At 36.2% G+C, this 17500-nt stretch carries 18 protein-coding genes, 1 tRNA gene and 1 pseudogene; 10 read left to right on the plus strand and 10 right to left on the minus strand.

Going from position 1 to position 17500, the window contains the following annotated elements:
* Positions 1-40 precede the first annotated feature (40 nt).
* The 7 genes from D1092_RS04710 to D1092_RS04740 all read left to right on the plus strand — a co-directional run bounded on the left by D1092_RS04710 (position 41) and on the right by D1092_RS04740 (position 4932).
* The gene (locus D1092_RS04710) at positions 41-985 is read left to right on the plus strand and encodes a hypothetical protein (protein WP_174767362.1); all 945 of its coding nucleotides are present in this window, start codon (positions 41-43) and stop codon (positions 983-985) included.
* 10 nt (positions 986-995) lie between these two features.
* Entirely contained in the window at positions 996-1652 is a 657-nt protein-coding gene (locus tag D1092_RS04715; protein WP_120122399.1) for an LbetaH domain-containing protein, read from the plus strand.
* Between the two features lie 10 nt (positions 1653-1662).
* A complete protein-coding gene (locus D1092_RS04720) occupies positions 1663-2034 on the plus strand; it encodes a hypothetical protein (RefSeq protein WP_120122051.1) in 372 nt (123 codons plus the stop codon).
* Positions 2035-2110: 76 nt separating this feature from the next.
* Positions 2111-2935: a phage recombination protein Bet gene (gene bet / locus D1092_RS04725; RefSeq protein WP_120122400.1), complete on the plus strand. Its 825-nt coding sequence runs from the start codon at positions 2111-2113 to the stop codon at positions 2933-2935.
* Between the two features lies 1 nt (position 2936).
* Positions 2937-3560 (plus strand): lambda exonuclease family protein, encoded by a 624-nt coding sequence (locus D1092_RS04730; protein WP_120122049.1) that lies wholly within the window; start codon positions 2937-2939, stop codon positions 3558-3560.
* A 118-nt stretch (positions 3561-3678) separates the two neighbouring features.
* Entirely contained in the window at positions 3679-3885 is a 207-nt protein-coding gene (locus D1092_RS04735; RefSeq protein WP_120122401.1) for a hypothetical protein, read from the plus strand.
* 9 nt (positions 3886-3894) lie between these two features.
* A complete protein-coding gene (locus tag D1092_RS04740) occupies positions 3895-4932 on the plus strand; it encodes a tyrosine-type recombinase/integrase (RefSeq protein ID WP_120122402.1) in 1038 nt (345 codons plus the stop codon).
* Positions 4933-5133: 201 nt separating this feature from the next.
* Here the strand turns inward: D1092_RS04740 and D1092_RS09820 are convergent.
* The 7 genes and pseudogenes from D1092_RS09820 to folE all read right to left on the minus strand — a co-directional run bounded on the left by D1092_RS09820 (position 5134) and on the right by folE (position 11290).
* Positions 5134-5335: pseudogene (locus tag D1092_RS09820) on the minus strand (helix-turn-helix transcriptional regulator).
* 509 nt (positions 5336-5844) lie between these two features.
* Positions 5845-6309 (minus strand): SMI1/KNR4 family protein, encoded by a 465-nt coding sequence (locus D1092_RS04750; protein WP_120122403.1) that lies wholly within the window; start codon positions 6307-6309, stop codon positions 5845-5847.
* Between the two features lie 251 nt (positions 6310-6560).
* A complete protein-coding gene (locus tag D1092_RS04755) occupies positions 6561-6905 on the minus strand; it encodes an HNH/ENDO VII family nuclease (protein ID WP_120122404.1) in 345 nt (114 codons plus the stop codon).
* Between the two features lie 1535 nt (positions 6906-8440).
* Complete coding sequence (locus D1092_RS04760) at positions 8441-8935, minus strand: hypothetical protein (RefSeq protein WP_120122789.1); 495 nt, start codon at positions 8933-8935, stop codon at positions 8441-8443.
* A 135-nt stretch (positions 8936-9070) separates the two neighbouring features.
* Positions 9071-10258 carry an alpha/beta hydrolase gene (locus tag D1092_RS04765; RefSeq protein ID WP_120122405.1) on the minus strand — a complete coding sequence of 396 codons (1188 nt, stop codon included), beginning with the start codon at positions 10256-10258 and terminating at the stop codon, positions 9071-9073.
* A gap of 187 nt (positions 10259-10445) precedes the next feature.
* Positions 10446-10530, minus strand: a tRNA-Leu gene (locus tag D1092_RS04770).
* Positions 10531-10666: 136 nt separating this feature from the next.
* Positions 10667-11290 (minus strand): GTP cyclohydrolase I FolE, encoded by a 624-nt coding sequence (gene folE / locus D1092_RS04775; protein ID WP_120122406.1) that lies wholly within the window; start codon positions 11288-11290, stop codon positions 10667-10669.
* 126 nt (positions 11291-11416) lie between these two features.
* Here folE and D1092_RS04780 point away from each other — a divergent pair, with 126 nt between their 5' ends.
* The 3 genes from D1092_RS04780 to thrS all read left to right on the plus strand — a co-directional run bounded on the left by D1092_RS04780 (position 11417) and on the right by thrS (position 14293).
* Positions 11417-11854 (plus strand): iron-sulfur cluster assembly scaffold protein, encoded by a 438-nt coding sequence (locus tag D1092_RS04780; protein WP_120122407.1) that lies wholly within the window; start codon positions 11417-11419, stop codon positions 11852-11854.
* A complete protein-coding gene (gene yidD, locus D1092_RS04785; RefSeq protein ID WP_120122408.1) occupies positions 11855-12205 on the plus strand; it encodes a membrane protein insertion efficiency factor YidD in 351 nt (116 codons plus the stop codon).
* Positions 12206-12316: 111 nt separating this feature from the next.
* Positions 12317-14293, plus strand: a complete 1977-nt coding sequence (gene thrS / locus D1092_RS04790; protein ID WP_120122409.1) for a threonine--tRNA ligase — start codon at positions 12317-12319, stop codon at positions 14291-14293.
* 1109 nt (positions 14294-15402) lie between these two features.
* On the opposite strand, the gene D1092_RS04795 is transcribed toward thrS, so the two are convergent.
* From D1092_RS04795 to D1092_RS04805, 3 genes are all read right to left on the minus strand, one after another.
* Complete coding sequence (locus D1092_RS04795) at positions 15403-15906, minus strand: MerR family transcriptional regulator (protein WP_120122410.1); 504 nt, start codon at positions 15904-15906, stop codon at positions 15403-15405.
* A gap of 179 nt (positions 15907-16085) precedes the next feature.
* Positions 16086-16409, minus strand: coding sequence for an integration host factor subunit alpha (locus D1092_RS04800; RefSeq protein ID WP_005773477.1), 324 nt, complete (start codon positions 16407-16409; stop codon positions 16086-16088).
* A 77-nt stretch (positions 16410-16486) separates the two neighbouring features.
* Entirely contained in the window at positions 16487-17461 is a 975-nt protein-coding gene (locus tag D1092_RS04805) for a beta-ketoacyl-ACP synthase III (RefSeq protein ID WP_120122411.1), read from the minus strand.
* Positions 17462-17500 lie beyond the last annotated feature (39 nt).

A 17500-nucleotide genomic window follows, 5' to 3' on the forward strand; every position in this document is an offset into this window, starting at 1 on the left:
AGAGCGGCAAAGGGGGAGTCTAACTTAAAGGAAATAAATCATGGGAAAAAAATACGAACTCACTGATGAGACAACCGAAGTTGGTGATCACACTCTCCACCGTATCCGCGCCTTAAGAGACTTTGGAAACGTTCAAGTTGGTGATCTAGGTGGCTTTATTGAATATGAAGGTAACCTATCTCATCTGGGGAATTGTTGGGTTTATGATGATGCTATGGTTGCTATGAATGCTGTCGTTTCTGAAAATGCCAAGGTTTTTGGGAAAGCCAATGTTTCTGGAAAAGCCGAAGTTTTTGGTGATGCCGATGTTTTTGGGAAAGCCAAGGTTTTTGGGAAAGCCAAGGTTTTTGGGAAAGCCAAGGTTTCTGGTGATGCCAAGATTTTTTATAAAGCGCGAGTTTTTGAAAATGCCAAGGTTTCTGGAAAAGCCATGGTTAATGGAAATGCCAAGGTTTATGGTGATGCATGGGTTTCTGGCAATGCCGAGGTTAATGAGTTTGCCGCGGTTTATGGTGATGCATGGGTTTGTGGCAATGCCAAGGTTTATGGCGATGCCGATGTTTATGGCAATGCTTGGGTTTCTGGTGATACCAAGGTTTATGGCGATGCCAATGTTTCTGGAAATGCCAATGTTTCTGGTGATGCATGGGTTTTTGGCAATGCACAAGTTTTTGGTGATGCACAAGTTTTTGAAAATGCCAATGTTTCTGGAAATGCCAAGGTTTATGGTGATGCGCGCGTTTATGGAAATGCACAAGTTTGTGGTGATGCATGGGTTTTTGGCAATGCCAAGGTTTATGGAAATGCACAAGTTTGTGGTGATGCATGGGTTTCTGGCAATGCCAAGGTTTATGAAAATGCACAAGTTTGTGGTTTTGCCAAGGTTTTTGGCAATGCCAAGGTTTATGGAAATGCACAAGTTTGTGGTGATGCCAATGTTTTTGGCAATGCACAAGTTTGTGGTGATGCCAAGATTTTAAGGTAGGGCGATAATCATGGAAAAAAAATACGAACTCACTGATGAGACAACCGAAGTTGGTGATCACACTCTCCACCGTATCCGCGCCTTAAGAGACTTTGGAAACGTTCAAGTTGGTGATCTAGGTGGCTTTATTGAACATGAAGGTAACCTATCTCATCTGGGGAATTGTTGGGTTTATGATGATGCTATGGTTGCTATGAATGCTGTCGTTTCTGAAAATGCTAAGGTTTTTGGTGATGCCAAGGTTTCTGGAAAAGCCGAAGTTTTTGGTGATGCCGATGTTTTTGGGAAAGCCAAGGTTTTTGGGAAAGCCAAGGTTTATGGTGATGCCAAGATTTTTTATAAAGCGCGAGTTTTTGAAAATGCCAAGGTTTCTGGAAATGCCAAGGTTTATGGCAATGCTTGGGTTTGTGGTGATACCAAGGTTTTTGGAAAAGCCATGGTTTATGGCGATGCCGATGTTTATGGTGATGCATGGGTTTGTGGCAAAGCCAAGGTTTCTGGAAATGCCAAGGTTTATGGTCATGCCCGTGTTTCTGAAAATGCCAAGGTTTATGGTGATGCCGAGGTTTATGGTTTTGCCAAGGTTTTTGGCGATGCCAAGGTTTATGAGTTTGCCAATGTTTCTGGAAAAGCCGAAGTTTTTGGTGATGCCAAGATTTTAAGGTAGGGCGATAATCATGTATAGCTATGAAATTAAACCTACTTGGTGTGTACAGACAGTTGTGAAAAGTGCTCAAAACCTTGGAGAACTTTGTATTACTATCTCTGGATATAAAGATGACCCCTATGTAGATACCATAATTCCTAAAGACGTCATGAAGGACCTTTTAGGTGAAGATAATTTTAAGAAAATGATATCAAATCACACACCTAGATGTACATATGCATCATACGCAAGCAAAGTATTTAGATGCATTGAATTTGATATAGGACGATGTTCTAATGCCAAAGAAAAAATCTTTATTGCACTTAAGTCTAATGATGGACGTAGATTTATATCAATATTAGAAACTGATGACATCATACCGCCTCTGAAATTCAATTTTTAACAACCAAACCAAACAATTTTTAACACATGCGTGATTCACGCCACGGGTGAGTTGCGCGTAAAATAAGGAAACAATAATGACCAATCCCACTTTTTTAACAACCATAGCAAATAAATATGGGTTCTCTCATGACGAGTTTCGAAAGACTATTATCAAAACTTGTATCAATCAGCACTTCTCTGATGAAGAATTCGCTGCTTTTATCTCTGTTGCTAACACTTATGGTCTTAATCCGCTAACAAAAGAAATATACGCACTCCCGAAGAGAGGCGGCGGCATTATACCTGTGGTCTCTATCGACGGGTGGATTAAGATCATTAAATCTAATCCTCAATTTGACGGCATGACATTTCAAGATCAACTCGATAAAGATGGCAATCTCATTGCTATCAAATGTGCTATACGTCTCAAAGGCGTTAAAGATCCTATCGAGGTCACCGAATATTTAAGTGAATGCTTACAAGAGAAAAGTGAACCTTGGAAAAAATATCCTGCTCGTATGTTACGCCATAAAGCTACCATACAATGTGCTCGCTATGCTTTCGGGTTTTCTGGCATTTATGAAGAAGACGAAGCAGCACGTATTAATGACACCACACCTGTACAACTTGTTTCTTATGAGATGCTTGAACAAATCAAAGGGTTAATTAAAGAAACTGGAACAAATGAAGATAATCTTCTCTTTTACGCAAAGGTAGAAAATCTAACAGATCTGTCTTGTGAAAAAGCACAAGAAGTTTTAGGGCTGTTGGAAAAAAAGAAAAATATTCAAAGAGAAAGAGCTCTACAATATCTCCCACAACAAGAGCAAACAGACACACCTATACAAGATGACGAATATATTCATATCCAAGATATTGAATATGCTCCAATGTCTCACGAACAACAAACGGCGGTGTGAAATGCAACAAAGAACTGCAGAATGGTTTCAAGCCCGTTTAGGTAAAGTCACCGCTTCAAATATTTATAACATTCTTAGTAAAACAGCAAAGGGAACGCCTACAAGCAAATATGAAGATTACAAAATTAAACTCATGACAGAGCGTTTAACTGGAGAGATAAGTCAATCTTATATAACACCCGTTATGCAATGGGGCATTGAACATGAAGAAGAGGCACTCAAAGAATATGCTTTCATTTATGATACACAAATCACTCAATGTGGCTTTATTCAACACCCTACAATTCAAATGGCGGGGGCTAGCCCTGATGGCTTTGTTGGAAATGACGGTTTAATTGAAATCAAATGCCCTCAATCAAGCAACCATTTGCGCTTCTTTATGGATAATGAGATCAAACCGGAATATCTTGCACAAATGCAATTCCAAATGGCTTGTACGGGACGCAAATGGTGTGATTTTATCAGTTATGACCCACGTTTTACGAGGGATGCATCTCATTTACGTATGAAAATCAAACGTATCCACCGTGATGACAAACAAATTGAACAAATCAATCAAGCGGTTGAAAGCTTTTTAGTAGAAATAGAACAAGAGATACAAAGAATCTCAACAAAAGCCGCCTGATAGCTTATGGGGGTGCTTTTCTTATGCCTCCTAGCACTCCCACCCTTTCATAAAAAATTTCAATCAATACGTGATTCACGACACGGGTAAATTGCATCTTAAATGTAAGGAGAAATATATGGCGCCTCGTCCAGCTACCATAACACAACCAGCCATTGCACGTGCTTTAAGAGAAGCTAAAAAGCAAGGGTGCGAACTCATAGAAATCAAGCCCACCGGCGAACTGCTTATCTATCTTAAAAACAATATCCCATTACCAAATTCAGCTAATCATCATGATAAATCATGGAATTTGTCACCTGATGATTATGATATCATCTTATAGGGTGTCACCATGCCAAAACCACGCCCCCCTCATCTTGTTAAACAAATTACACAACATGGTAAAATTGTATGGTATGTCCGTATTGGTCATGGACCACGTCGCAGAGTACGTGGAACTTATGGAACGCAGGAGTTTGTTGACAATTACAAAAATGCACTTGCCGAATTACAAGGCATAATCCCTCCTAAAACTAAAGTTGGTAAACTGATTGAAGGGACATTTGCATGGCTGCTAAAACAGTATTTTAACAGCTCTGATTGGTATCGTCTTGCTAAAGCCACCCAAAAACAAAAAGAACTCATTCTTATGAAGGTATGCGATAGCATAGGAAATGTTCCATACCAAGCAATTGATAAGAAACATATTATAGCTGGTGTTGAACGGCGTAAAGATACACCAGCAACAGCCAGGAATTTTTTGAAAGCACTCAATGGACTTTTTAATTGGGCGATTGAACAAGGTCTTTTGGAAAGTAATCCAACAGTAGGTGTTAAGAGACCTCCTCTCAAAAACAAAGAAGGCTTTCCTGCTTGGACAGAAGAAGATGTTGAGAAATATTATCAAAAATGGCATCATGGTACGCATGAACGCGTATGGATTGATGTCCTCTTATATACGGGCTTACGTCGTGGTGATGCTGTTCGCATTGGCTGGAAAGACGTTAAAGATAATATCATTCACCTCAAAACAGAGAAAAGCAAATTCCAAACAGATGTTTTTCTGCCTATTTTACCAGAACTAGCCAAAACTTTTGAAGCTGGTCCTATTGGTGATGAAACATTCATCTGTAGTAAAATTAATCAAAAGTTCACAAAAGAAAGTTTTGGCAATACATTTCGAGACGCTTGTAATGCGGCTGGAATTAAAAAATCAGCACACGGTTTGAGAAAATTAGCAGCAACCCGCGCAGCTAACTCTGGTGCAACTGTCTCACAACTCAAGGCAATTTTTGGCTGGACAGAAGACCAAATGGCATCTCTTTATACCAAGAGCGCAGATCGTAAAAGACTAGCTCTTGAAGCTATAAAAAAGCTCCAAAAAAGTTAGGGATAGAAGCAAAAAAACATAATAGAATCAAGACTCAACTATTCCCTCATTATTACAGTAACATATTAATTTTATTTGCATTCTATTTGCTCTCTGGGGGCACCATTTTTGTTTTTAGCATATTGGGATATGTGGTTTTTTCTTTAAACAGTTATTTTTAGACCACTTTAAGAGCACATCTTGTAGCTTATATAATTTTACCTAATTCTTTCTTATTGGCTCCGTATTTTTCTTTGGAGTGGAGGCTAGAATATCTTTTTTCTCCACCTTACTGTTCTCCCTAACTTATATGGCTCTGGAAATACCCCTTGAAGCACCCAATTGTGAATCTTTATTGTGGTACACTAAAAAGCTGTACACATTCACGGGTTGTTACACATCTATCGTTATCATCAAATATCATCTCATTACCTTTCTATTTTATATTACATAAATGGGCAGAGGTACTGGGAGGAAAGCACCTCCATAACATCAAGTAACTTGTATCAAGATATCCTTTATATCTTGCTCTATTTTCTTAAAAAAAACTTTGACTGCTTGATTGATCTATTTAATTTCTTTCTCATCATAGTTGAAGACGTATTTGAGTTTTTATGCGCAAGTGAAATGATCTGCCTACAAAATGCGAATTTTAGCTAACGAACTTGACCATTTACATCCAGCTCAAACCATTTAAACCAACTACAAAGACAGAGTTTTTTTGGTTTTTAAAATTTTTCCTGTATTGAAGTCTTTTTTCTAGAAACTTTGTCGCTATTTTGCGTTTTCACAGATTTGATGTTTCAGTTTTTATAAGTTTAGCGTTTTTAATAAATCTGGTCTGTATTTTAGTTAAGAGGACTAATTTTTTTTCACACTCTTCAGGAAAGATAGGCAGTCTAGCATTATACCTCAAAAAAATGCTATAAAAGACTATTCGCCCGCATGTTCCTTAATTCTTTTGTAGAGAAATTCATAAAAATTACTTGCATAATACTGAAAATCTTCAGAGGAAAACCTGAGATAGAGTGGGCATTCGCCATTTTGAAATTGAGTATAATCAAAATAAAACATTTCACCAAAATCAGTTGTGCAAACAATAAGCTGATTTGTGTTTATAAACCCATCTCTTCTATCGAGTAAGTTTCGGTAAACAATATCACCAGAAGGAATACCCGCACAGATCTCGTAAATGCTGAATATTTCTTCACCACCAATTTCTCCTCCTCCATAATTTTTCAAAAAACTCTTATAGGACGAAGTGAATTGCAGACCAAGAATTTCCTCAGCCTTTTTAATCCTTATATCATCAACCGCATTATCCGTAGTGCCAAAATTGGTAATATAATTATACACCTTAATGAATTGTGCAACGTCAGATAATGTGAAATTATCCATAAATTATACTCCAAAAATTGTAGAAAATCTTTACTTACGAAGTTTCTATTTATCAAATACTAATCTAGTGATACCCGATTGATAGGAGTAAAATTAATGGCATTGAGTTTAGAAAGAGCTCTTTTCTTGGTAAAATAACTGCATACTCCCTACCATAAACTTCACACTTGCAGCATGTGATAAAAAAATAACAGCTTGTACTATCAATTTCCATAGGAAGTTGTCTTGATATCATGCTTTAAATATTGGCATTAATCATTTTTTTCTTCTTGCTTTTTAGAAAAAAATTTTTGAAAAATCCAACAGTATGTTTTTCGGATAAAATTTGTGTTTGGATGAATATAAGCGACAGAATTCTTCTCTTGATAGAACGAGTAAAGAACCTCCCTTATAGAGCCATTTTGTTCTTGTGTTATAGGATACAACATTATAGGTCTGCAATCGACGCCAATAGGAGCTCTTCCTGATGCCATTCTCTCAATATTCGTACCATATACTATTTGTCCTTTTTCTTTCCAAGAAGAAATCGTCTCAGATTCAAAAAGCTTATCTTCCTGATAAACTTTTTTACCTTTAAATTCAAAAAGCTCAGTCAACTCACGTTTTTTTCTTCATCCATTTCATAATCTATAATCTCCTCAGTTCAATCTAAATAATTATAGATTTTTTGAATAGACTTAAGTTTTTTGAAAGAACATCGTAACTTTCCACTAAAGTATTCTAATTGATCGCTCCCCCCTTCTCAATCAAAGTAGAGCTGATTTATTTAGATTTTGTCACTTCCTTGGCTAAAGTCAGCGCGCTTTCAAGATGAACCTATTGAATATTATTGTTAAAGTCGAGATAATTCCTCGCTTCAAAGATTTTGTGATAAGATTCTAAGGTCTCAACATCGCCTAATAAAGCCAGCAGTATACAAACACGAAATATAGCTATTATGAAAAATCAGTTTTTTTGACTGTTTATTCTAAAAAGTCATTAAGCACATATTTTAAGCGATTTTCTCCCACTTCTGATTTAAACATAAACACTTTGCCTCAAAAATTAAGCTCCTAATCGAATAAATATTCAAAATATGTATAATAAATTACTTTATAAAAAGCAGTAAAATATAGATACTAGTTAAAAAGTAATTATTACATTGCAAAAAATTTTTGGCAATTTCACCGTTATTCGAGCAATTAATAGCGTGCTATATGCTCATCCCCAATCGATTTTGTTAATCGACCTGCTTAAAAATGCTATTATATTCTCCATAATCAATATTATAATTTGTTTCATCACCCCCCCTGTCACATCAACAGGTACTGTTTTAGGAATGGGAAATATTGTTGGAGAAACAATGAAAAAAAATTGAAGCATTTTGGAAAAAACAGTTCGATAATGCCAAGCGAAAGTATCTTCAGTTGTGTATCCACGGTACCGTCCACAAAACCTAGGCAGATCTTCTTAAAGCGCCCTTTGTAAAATTTGAGCTTTTCAACATCCAAATTAGAATAAGAGAAACAAGATGATGCATTACAAAGTCAAGTTTACTGTCTGTGTAGACAAAGGAGCATAATCACAGATGATTTTATTTATATTTTGGCTATGATTCCACTCAAAAGTATCTGTACAAATCTGTTTACTTTCACTCACTTCAACAGGAGAATCTGTATAAGTCTTTTCTGCCGTTTTGAAAGTAATATAAGAGTTATATAGTTGAAATAATTAAAGAAAATATCACAGTGAACAGTGAAAAACAAATGTCAAAAGCGAAGATTTGAAGGGAATTATTAGCCCTTTTCCTTTTGTATCAAGGCTGTACATTATAGTGACGAAATGCTCTTTACTTATAAAATAAGCAGTGTGATTGCAGTTTCTATCCTGATTGGCTGTTTAGCCAATCATTTATAACTTTTAAGAAACTGGATTAAGGAGAGCCAAATCTTGTAAATCAACGCGTACCTCTGTTGCCTCTCACTTCTTTAAAATCATCAGATATTCTTCAATAACTTGAATAGCATGGTTAATATATTTTCTCTCTTTGAAATAGTACTTGGAATGCTCTATGAACTGATATTGTAAAAAAAAAAAAGGAAGAAAAAATGTCATTATCAATGTGCTTGGCTTTAGAAAAGCTTTTTCCACTTTAACATTCTTTTTCAAAAAGATGCGGGCTTTCAACAATAAGCTTTTCTCGCGCTTTTTGTAACTGTTTAATGACTTCATCAATTTTTGATGGAGAATAAAGATATTCTTCGTTATTCAACAAATGCAACCTCTCCTTCTCCTCATATAAACATTGTATTTGAGATTGTAGTATTCTAATTTCTTGAAAGAAAAGACGTCCAGTTTCTTTAAAACCATTGTTAAGTAAAAAAAGTTGATCGGAAATGGAGAGCAGAATTTGTTTCAAAAAGCGCTCATTTTCTTGGCGTTTACGATATTCTAAAATAAGAGCATGGCTTATTTCATCTAATTGTTTTTTTGTAGAATCAATTTGACGCAATAAATTCGGTTTTTCCCCCATATCACCTTTTCTCACCTTCACAAGCATAGCATGAATTTCTAACAACTTAATTGCGGAATGAGATAAATAATCAACAATTGCAGGCCTATTGACATAACTTTTCCGTGCAATCATCATAAATCCATCTAATAATAGTTTTTTTACACCTCATCTCGCTATTTAGTTTTATTTTACAAAGCCATTCTAAAGAAAGTGCTAAAAAATATTCCTTCAATACATTATTTGATAGTTCCCGCTCATCTTTTTTCGCTATCGACCCGGAATCCGTGGAGAGAGAAAACGCAAAGGCGTATAAAGAATAAGATGTGTCGTTTTCTCTAATACAGTGCTACTATCAGCAAGAAGCGCTTGACTAGGTGATAACTCTGTACCCTGCATAATTGTTGAAGCCAATGACCCCTCTCGAGAAAGCGCCATCAACGTCGGTGAAGAAGCAAAAACATCATGCGTTCCACCATCAACATGAGAGAAATCAAGGACAGCTATACCATTTTTACGTAACATTTCAATGTCTGAACCATCTCCCACCCGATGATGTCCACCGGTAAGACGCCCTGAAACAGCGAGTGCTTTATCCGCACGAGATACTAAAATGGCGGTTGGTTGAGGTAATTTTTTAATATCTTTAAGTTGGCGTTCAAATACATCAATATCAATGTCTGGCGCTGCCATTAAAAGACTTGTAATATGACGAATAGGTTCATATTTTCCCTGTAATGCTAAAGTCCTAAATGCTTCCATGATAACGAAGTTGCCCATAGAATGGGCAATAACAGAAATTCGATCTGCCTTGGTTTTACTGATGAGTGTTAAAAGCTCTATGAGTCCATCACGAGCAAAATTGGCGCTATCACGATCATAAATATAAAGAGGTACAGATCCAGCAGAAGGCCAAGAATAATGTACAGTAACAACATCTAAAGAATAATCATATGTAAACTGAGCAGTACGAAATGTGCCATCTGCAAAATTGTTATTATAGCCATGGATAAAAAGAAAAATTTCTCTTTTTCCTTTCGGTTTTTTTTCTAAAGCAGCATTTAATTGTTGTTTAAATTGTTCTTTATTATCATATTTTTGCAATGAGACTGCTGCAAAATATTTATCATGGGTAGGTTTATACGCATTTATTTCAACAAGTCCCTTTACATGTTGCTGAGGAATTCCTACGTCGACGCGATTATAATGTACTTTATTCGATCGCTCTGAGCCATAAGGCTGAGCATAATTATTTTGCATCATACGACTTGTTGCAATATACACTGGAACAATGGCTTTCGGAAGAATTGGCTTGCTTTCAACTTCCTTTTGCACTGCAATCATAGATGGCGTTGCATGTATACCATGCCACAGGACGGCACGTGAATCACTACATGCTGATAATAAAGAAATACAAATAAGAAGTGTAAAATATCTTAGAATCACTCTACTTCTCACCGTAACTCCACCCCAACTATAAAAAATATAACATTTTAAATGTACAAATAAAGTAATAAAATATTAACAAACTATGAACAAAAAAACAAAAATAATACACAAAGAAATATTTTTTTATAATGGGAAAGATTTTTCTAATTTGCATAGACCACCTCTCTTTCTCATTAACAGAGAAATTAATTGCCGATGGTGCGGTCGAGAAGACTCGAACTTCCACGGGTTGCCCCACAGCGACCTCAACGCTGCGCGTCTACCAATTCCGCCACGACCGCACGTGGTTAAGCAAAACATTTTGGCCTTCAGCCTTTAACAAATCACAAAGAAAGGTACAAGCCAATTTTCTCTTTCCCATAATTTATTTTATTCGGACGATTTATAATTTAATAAAGATTACATAAAATATGGGCTTTACGATGATTTTTGAACCATCATCATAAAATGAGCTCGTGCAGCTTGATCTTTTTCATAATAACCATGAAATTTTTTTGTAATTGTTGTAGAGCCCTGCTTTTGGATTCCTCTCATAGCCATACACATGTGCTCAGCTTCGATCAATACGGCTACACCACGAGGTTTCAGGTGCACTTCTAAAGCATGAGCCACTTGTGCTGTCATCGCTTCTTGTGTTTGCAAACGACGAGAAAAAATATCTACAATACGCGCAATTTTTGAAAGACCAACAATTTTTGCATCAGGAAGATAGGCTATATGCGCTTTTCCAATAATCGGAATCATATGATGTTCACAATGCGAATAAAAAGGAATATTTTTTACGATTACCGATTCATTGTATCCTGAAACCTCTTCAAAAACTGTTCCTAAGGTTTCTTCAACTGATTGGCGATAACCATTAAAAAGCTCGCGATATGCCTTGGCTATACGTTTTGGAGTCTCTAAAAGCCCTTCTCTCCTTGGATTTTCCCCGACCCATAAGAGTAATGTACGAATCGCTTCTTCCACCTCTTCAATACTCGGACACTCTTCTTTAGATAAAAAAGAATCTTTTGCACCTTCTTTAACAACATTACGCATTCAAAAACTCCAACCTTACTCTATACAAAAACATTTGCGACAGACCTATTTCATTTTGTATAATCTCTATATAAGCGAATTAAAAGTTTAAACAATCACGTCTTTTAAAATTTCAGGCAATAGCGCATGAGTGGCAATATCTATAATGATAAAATACTTGAATATGCTGCGCATATAAGCAGAATTGGGCGTCTTAATAATCCCGATGCAACATCAAAAAAATATGCACATCCTTGCGGCTCAACAATCACTGTAGATTTAAAAGTGAAAGATTATATCGTGATAGATTTTGCTCACGAAATACATGCATGTGTTCTAGGGCAAGCCTCAGCGTCACTTTTAGCATCTCATATTATCGGACAAACAATACAAGATCTTAAAATATTACGTAAAGTTATCTATCAAATGCTAACGCAGAATGGTCCTTCTCCTCAAGCTCCCTTTGAAGATTTTTCTTGCTTACAGCCCATTAAAAACTATAAAATGCGCCATGCTGCAACACTACTACCCTTTGATGCGACAATAGACTGCATTCAACAAATTGAAGAAAAAAGAAGAAAATAAATGCTCAACTCACAGTTTCGACAAAAAAAAACGTCTCGAAACTACACAGGGACTTGGGAAAAAACACCTGGACGATTACTGGGCATTTTTTTAATACGTTTCTATCAAATAACACTTTCGAGTTTTATAGGCAACCAGTGTCGCCATGCCCCAACTTGTTCAGAATATATATATGAAGCAATCGCACGCCATGGGCTTTGGGCTGGTGGATGGATGGGCCTCTTTCGTATCATACGTTGTGGTCCCTTTGGAACAGATGGTTTTGATCCAGTACCTCCTTCACTTGGAAACTCTTGCTGTTTTTATAAACCTTGGCATTACTGGAAAATTTCTGAAAAACACAACAAATAATCCTTTTCTTTTTTCATATGTATTGATAAAAAATTAATCTATAAGCTTTTTGTTCAGTTTTCACGAAACCATCCGCAATCGTTGGCGGAATTGGATTAAAAGGGTGTTTTTATGTCTTGCTCTATTTCTCTTTCTTTTCCCGATGGTTCAAAACGTAATTACCCTGCCGAAATGACGGGCTTGGAATTAGCGGAATCCATTTCTAAATCACTCGCAAAAAAAGCAGTCGTCTATAGTCTTGATGGCATTATGCGAGATCTATCAGATCCATTAGGACAGTCTGGTCAAGTAGAGATCATTACCCGAGAAGATTCACGGGCTCTTGAACTCATAAGGCATGATTGCGCCCATGTCCTTGCTGAAGCAGTGCAAGAACTCTTTCCTGAAACGCAAGTGACAATAGGTCCTGTGATTGAAAACGGCTTCTATTATGATTTTGCACGCCAACAACCTTTTACGTTAGATGACCTCAGCGTCATTGAAAAGAAAATGCGTGAAATTATCCAACGCAATAAACCTTTTAGAAAAGAAATTTGGTCTCGTGAAAAAGCAAGAAAAGTTTTTTCTGAGAAAAAGGAGTTTTATAAAGTTGAACTTATTGATAGTATCCCTGACAATCAAGATTTAAAAATCTATTATCAAGGGGAATGGTTTGATCTTTGTCGCGGACCGCACATGCAATCTACAGGGCAAATTGGAAATGCTTTCAAATTAATGAAAGTCGCAGGAGCTTACTGGCGTGGCGATGCCAATAACCCAATGCTTACGAGAATTTATGGAACAGCATTTGCAAATGAAAATGACTTAAAAGCCTATCTTCATATGTTAGAAGAAGCTGAAAAACGTGATCATCGCCGCTTGGGACGTGAAATGAACTTATTTCATTTTCAAGAAGAAGGACCTGGAATGATTTTTTGGCATCAAAAGGGCTGGAAAATGTTCCAAAATTTGATCAATTATATGCGTAGACGCCTTGACGATCACCAATATGCCGAAGTAAATGCACCACAAGTTCTCGATAGATCACTTTGGGAAATATCGGGGCATTGGGGCTGGTATAAAGAAAATATGTTCAAAGCAATTCCAGCAGCAGAAGATTCAGACCATGGGAATGTTTATGCCCTTAAACCAATGAATTGTCCTGGTCATGTGCAAATTTTTAAACATGGCTTAAAATCTTATCGTGATTTGCCTATTAGACTTGCTGAATTTGGTCTTGTTCATCGTTATGAGCCTTCAGGATCTTTGCATGGCCTTATGCGTGTGCGTGGTTTTACACAAGATGACGCGCATATTTTTTGTACTGATGAACAATTAGCTGATGAATGTCTCAATATTAATGATCTTATTTTATCAACTTATGCTGATTTTGGTTTTAAAGAAATCAGTCTTAAGCTTTCAACACGTCCAGAAAAACGAGTTGGATCTGATGCATTATGGGATCATGCAGAAAGTATCATGGAATCTGTCCTTAAAAAAATTGAAACAAAGTTTGCGGGACAAATCAAAACAAGTATCCTTCCAGGTGAGGGAGCCTTTTATGGTCCAAAGTTTGAATATACATTAAAGGATGCTATCGGTCGTGAATGGCAATGTGGAACAACACAAATAGACTTTAATCTTCCTGAACGTTTTGGTGCATTCTATATTGATAAAAATTCAGAAAAACGCCAACCTGTTATGATCCATCGTGCCATTTTTGGATCAATGGAGCGTTTTCTTGGTATATTAATCGAAAATTTTGCTGGACACATGCCACTTTGGCTTGCTCCTGAACAAATTGTTGTCGCAACAATTACATCCGAAGCAAATGAATATGCACAGAAAATAACGGCAAGACTTAAAGCTGCTGGGCTTTCGGCAGCAACAGATCTTCGCAAAGAAAAAATTAACTATAAAATACGAGAACATTCTTTACAAAAAGTTCCCGTTATTTTGGTCTGTGGCAAACGTGAGTCTGAAACAAACAGCGTAAATATGCGTCGCTTAGGAAGTCCGAATCAAACCCTTTTATCTGTAGAAGATGCAATTAAGCAACTTTTAAATGAGGCCACGCCTCCAGATTTACAGCGTATAATAAATGCATAAAATCACAGAAGATGGTAAGATATTGTTTTTTTTATTATAAACCGTCAACTTTTGTACAAGATCAAATGTTTTGATAGTGTCGTGTTTTTTGTTTCATACATGATTACCGATTATCAGTAAAGCACGTGATAATATTTTACGAGGTCGGTTGAGGGAAGAGTTTAATGTAAGCACTATAAGCTATTTAAAGGCAATAATTATAACCCATTGAATTTAATGACTAATTTATACATTAATCTTTTATATAATAGGACGATGATGATACTATCCTAGATAGATCATTATGATGTTTAACATCAACATCAAGAAAAAACTAAAAACAAAATTATCATAAATTACTTAAATTAGTTGAATAATGATGTTTCTTATTCATTAAGATATAACTTCATCAAAAAAGGCAATAATTTGATTTATAATGATGACATACAGTTATTTATATTAAACAAGATTCTTAAATATCAGAGGATTCTCTCACTTTAAATCTTTTTATGTGCAGAAATCGAAATCATTCGTTTGCACGTGATAAGCGAGATAAGCCCGTGTGAATAAAAACTATTTAGAAAGAACTAAAAAATGTCTAAACCATTTCAAGTGCCAAGTTTTTATTGCAATATGAGTGCTGACAAAATGTGTAAAGGTACCCAACTTTTTCCTTCACAAACGTAAAATAGTGGTGCTCAATGAATTTAACGTTTTCATCCATGGGAGCTGTCGCAAAATGAGCTTGAGAGCCTTAAGAAAGAGCCCTTTAAAACAAGGACGTGAATGACAACCCAATAGTACTCCATAAAAGCACCTCGCAATCTACACTGATAAAATATCGCTTATAACTTCCCTTGAGAGTTATAAAGCTAAATCAAAGGAGAATGATAAATTTGGTATTCATTCTTTCCTCTCTCCAATATTTGACCAAATTAAAAATTATTTCTAAAAAAATAGCCAACTATGCACATAGAATATATGAGTTGCTCATTTTTATATAGTAATCTCAAACCACATTTATAAAGCGTCTAAATATCTACAAAATACCTTGCAGCGCTAAACACTACATATTGATTTATAAAAAACTTTTAAAACAGGTGTTTTACTAAAAATGGAAAATATTATTGTTATCGTGCTCTATCAAGAACACGCTTACATTCAATGAGTTCAAACAGGATTTCTTGCAATAATGCTTTATCAGTTTTATCTTTGTAAAGGTTCACAGAACCAACAGAGGTTTCCCCCTCATTTTTCATGAAACTCAAAAGCCCAAAAGAAGACTTTTTAGGTTTATTGCTCGTATTTTCAAAAGTTTGTCCTGCATGTTTTTTCTCTATGACAACATTCATAGCATCAAGATCGCCATTACCAAATGCAGACACAAAAGCAACACCATTTTCTTTCAAAAGGCGCTGCACACCTTTTATCGTATAACCCTGATCGTACAATAACTGCTTAATACCATTAAGCAAATCAACGTCGACAGGACGATAGTAACGCCTTCCTCCCCCACGTTTCATTGGTTTAATCTGCCTAAAACGTGTTTCCCAGAATCTTAAAACATGCTGCGGAAGCTCCAATAATTCGGCTACTTCGCTAATTGTGCGAAAAGCATCAGAGCTTTTATCCATTTTGCAACACCTTATCTAAAACACTACAAATGGTTTGATAATGATTCATTACGTCTCAATTTCTCAACAAGATTAGTCAAAAATAGGACCCTGACTACTTACTAAACAGTTTTTTTAAAAACATAAATCTTTATTCTATACATTTTTTAACAAATACCAAACATTACCATGGCATTTATTTATGAGAGATTATTTTTCTGTCTTGCACGATGCGAATCTAAAATTCTCTGTTTAAGGATATTTGCAGCCTTAAACGTCACAACACGTCGCGGCGGAATAGGTGCTTCAACACCTGTTTTGGGATTGCGTCCAATACGCTCATTCTTACTGCGAACCTGAAAAGTTGCAAAAGAAGATAATTTAACCGCTTCACCTCTTACAAGTGAGTTGCAAATCTCATCCAAAACCAATTCGACCAAAGCTGCTGATTCAGTATGTGACAAGCCCACTTTTTTACAAACTACGCTCGCTAAATCTGCACGCGTTACTGTCTTACTTGTCATTATAACCACCTATTAAAATATTAAAAATTACAAAATGACTTATACGTTTTATTCAAATATGGTCAAGTAACCATAATTTACCAACGAATAAGAACTGCTCCCCATGTAAATCCACCTCCCATGGCTTCTAACATAACAAGATCTCCTTTTTTTATTCTTCCATCGCAAAGAGCTGTGGTTAAAGCCAATGGAACTGATGCTGCAGACGTATTACCATGTTGATTAATGGTAATCACAACTTTATCTGGCGAAATTCTCAGTTTTTTAGCAGATGCTTCAATAATACGCTTATTAGCCTGATGAGGCACAAACCAATCGAGTTGTGAAGAATCCATACCTGCAGCGGCGAAACAATCATCAACCACATCCGTTATCATACCAACAGCATATTTAAAAACTTCTCGTCCTTCCATACGCAAATAACCTGTCGTTTGTGTTGTTGAAGGTCCACCATCGACATACAACTTATCGATATAAGCGCCATCAGAACGCAATTTTGAAGATAATATACCACGCTCAAAAGCACCTTGCCTCTCAACCTCTTGTGCTTCCAAAACAGCAGCCCCCGCACCATCACCAAACAAAACACATGTTGTACGGTCTTCCCAATCTAAAATTCGAGAAAATGTATCGGACCCAATCACTAAAATTCTTTTAGCGGCTCCACAGCGTAAATAAGCATCTCCTGTTGTTAAAGCAAAAATAAAACCAGAGCAAACAGCTTGAATATCAAAAGCAAATCCATGGCTCATTCCCAAAGCATTCTGAATTTCAACAGCAGAAGCAGGAAACGTACGATTTGGCGTTGAAGTTGCTAAAATAATACAATCAATATCTTTTATTGTAAGACCAGCATTTATAAGAGCTGCTTGCGCAGCTTCAACGCCTAAAGAAACGGTTGTTTCATTTTCATTGGCAATATAACGTTGATGTATTCCTGTACGTTGAACAATCCATGAATCTGACGTTTCAACAAACTTTGCAATCTCATCATTTGATAAACTTCTTTTCGGCAAAGCACTTCCTACACCACGTATAATTGATCGAATCATTCAGCTCTCACCTTTTCTTCAAACTTTTTATTTCCATTA

The organism is Bartonella krasnovii, assembly GCF_003606345.3.
Classification (GTDB): Bacteria; Pseudomonadota; Alphaproteobacteria; order Rhizobiales; family Rhizobiaceae; genus Bartonella; species Bartonella krasnovii.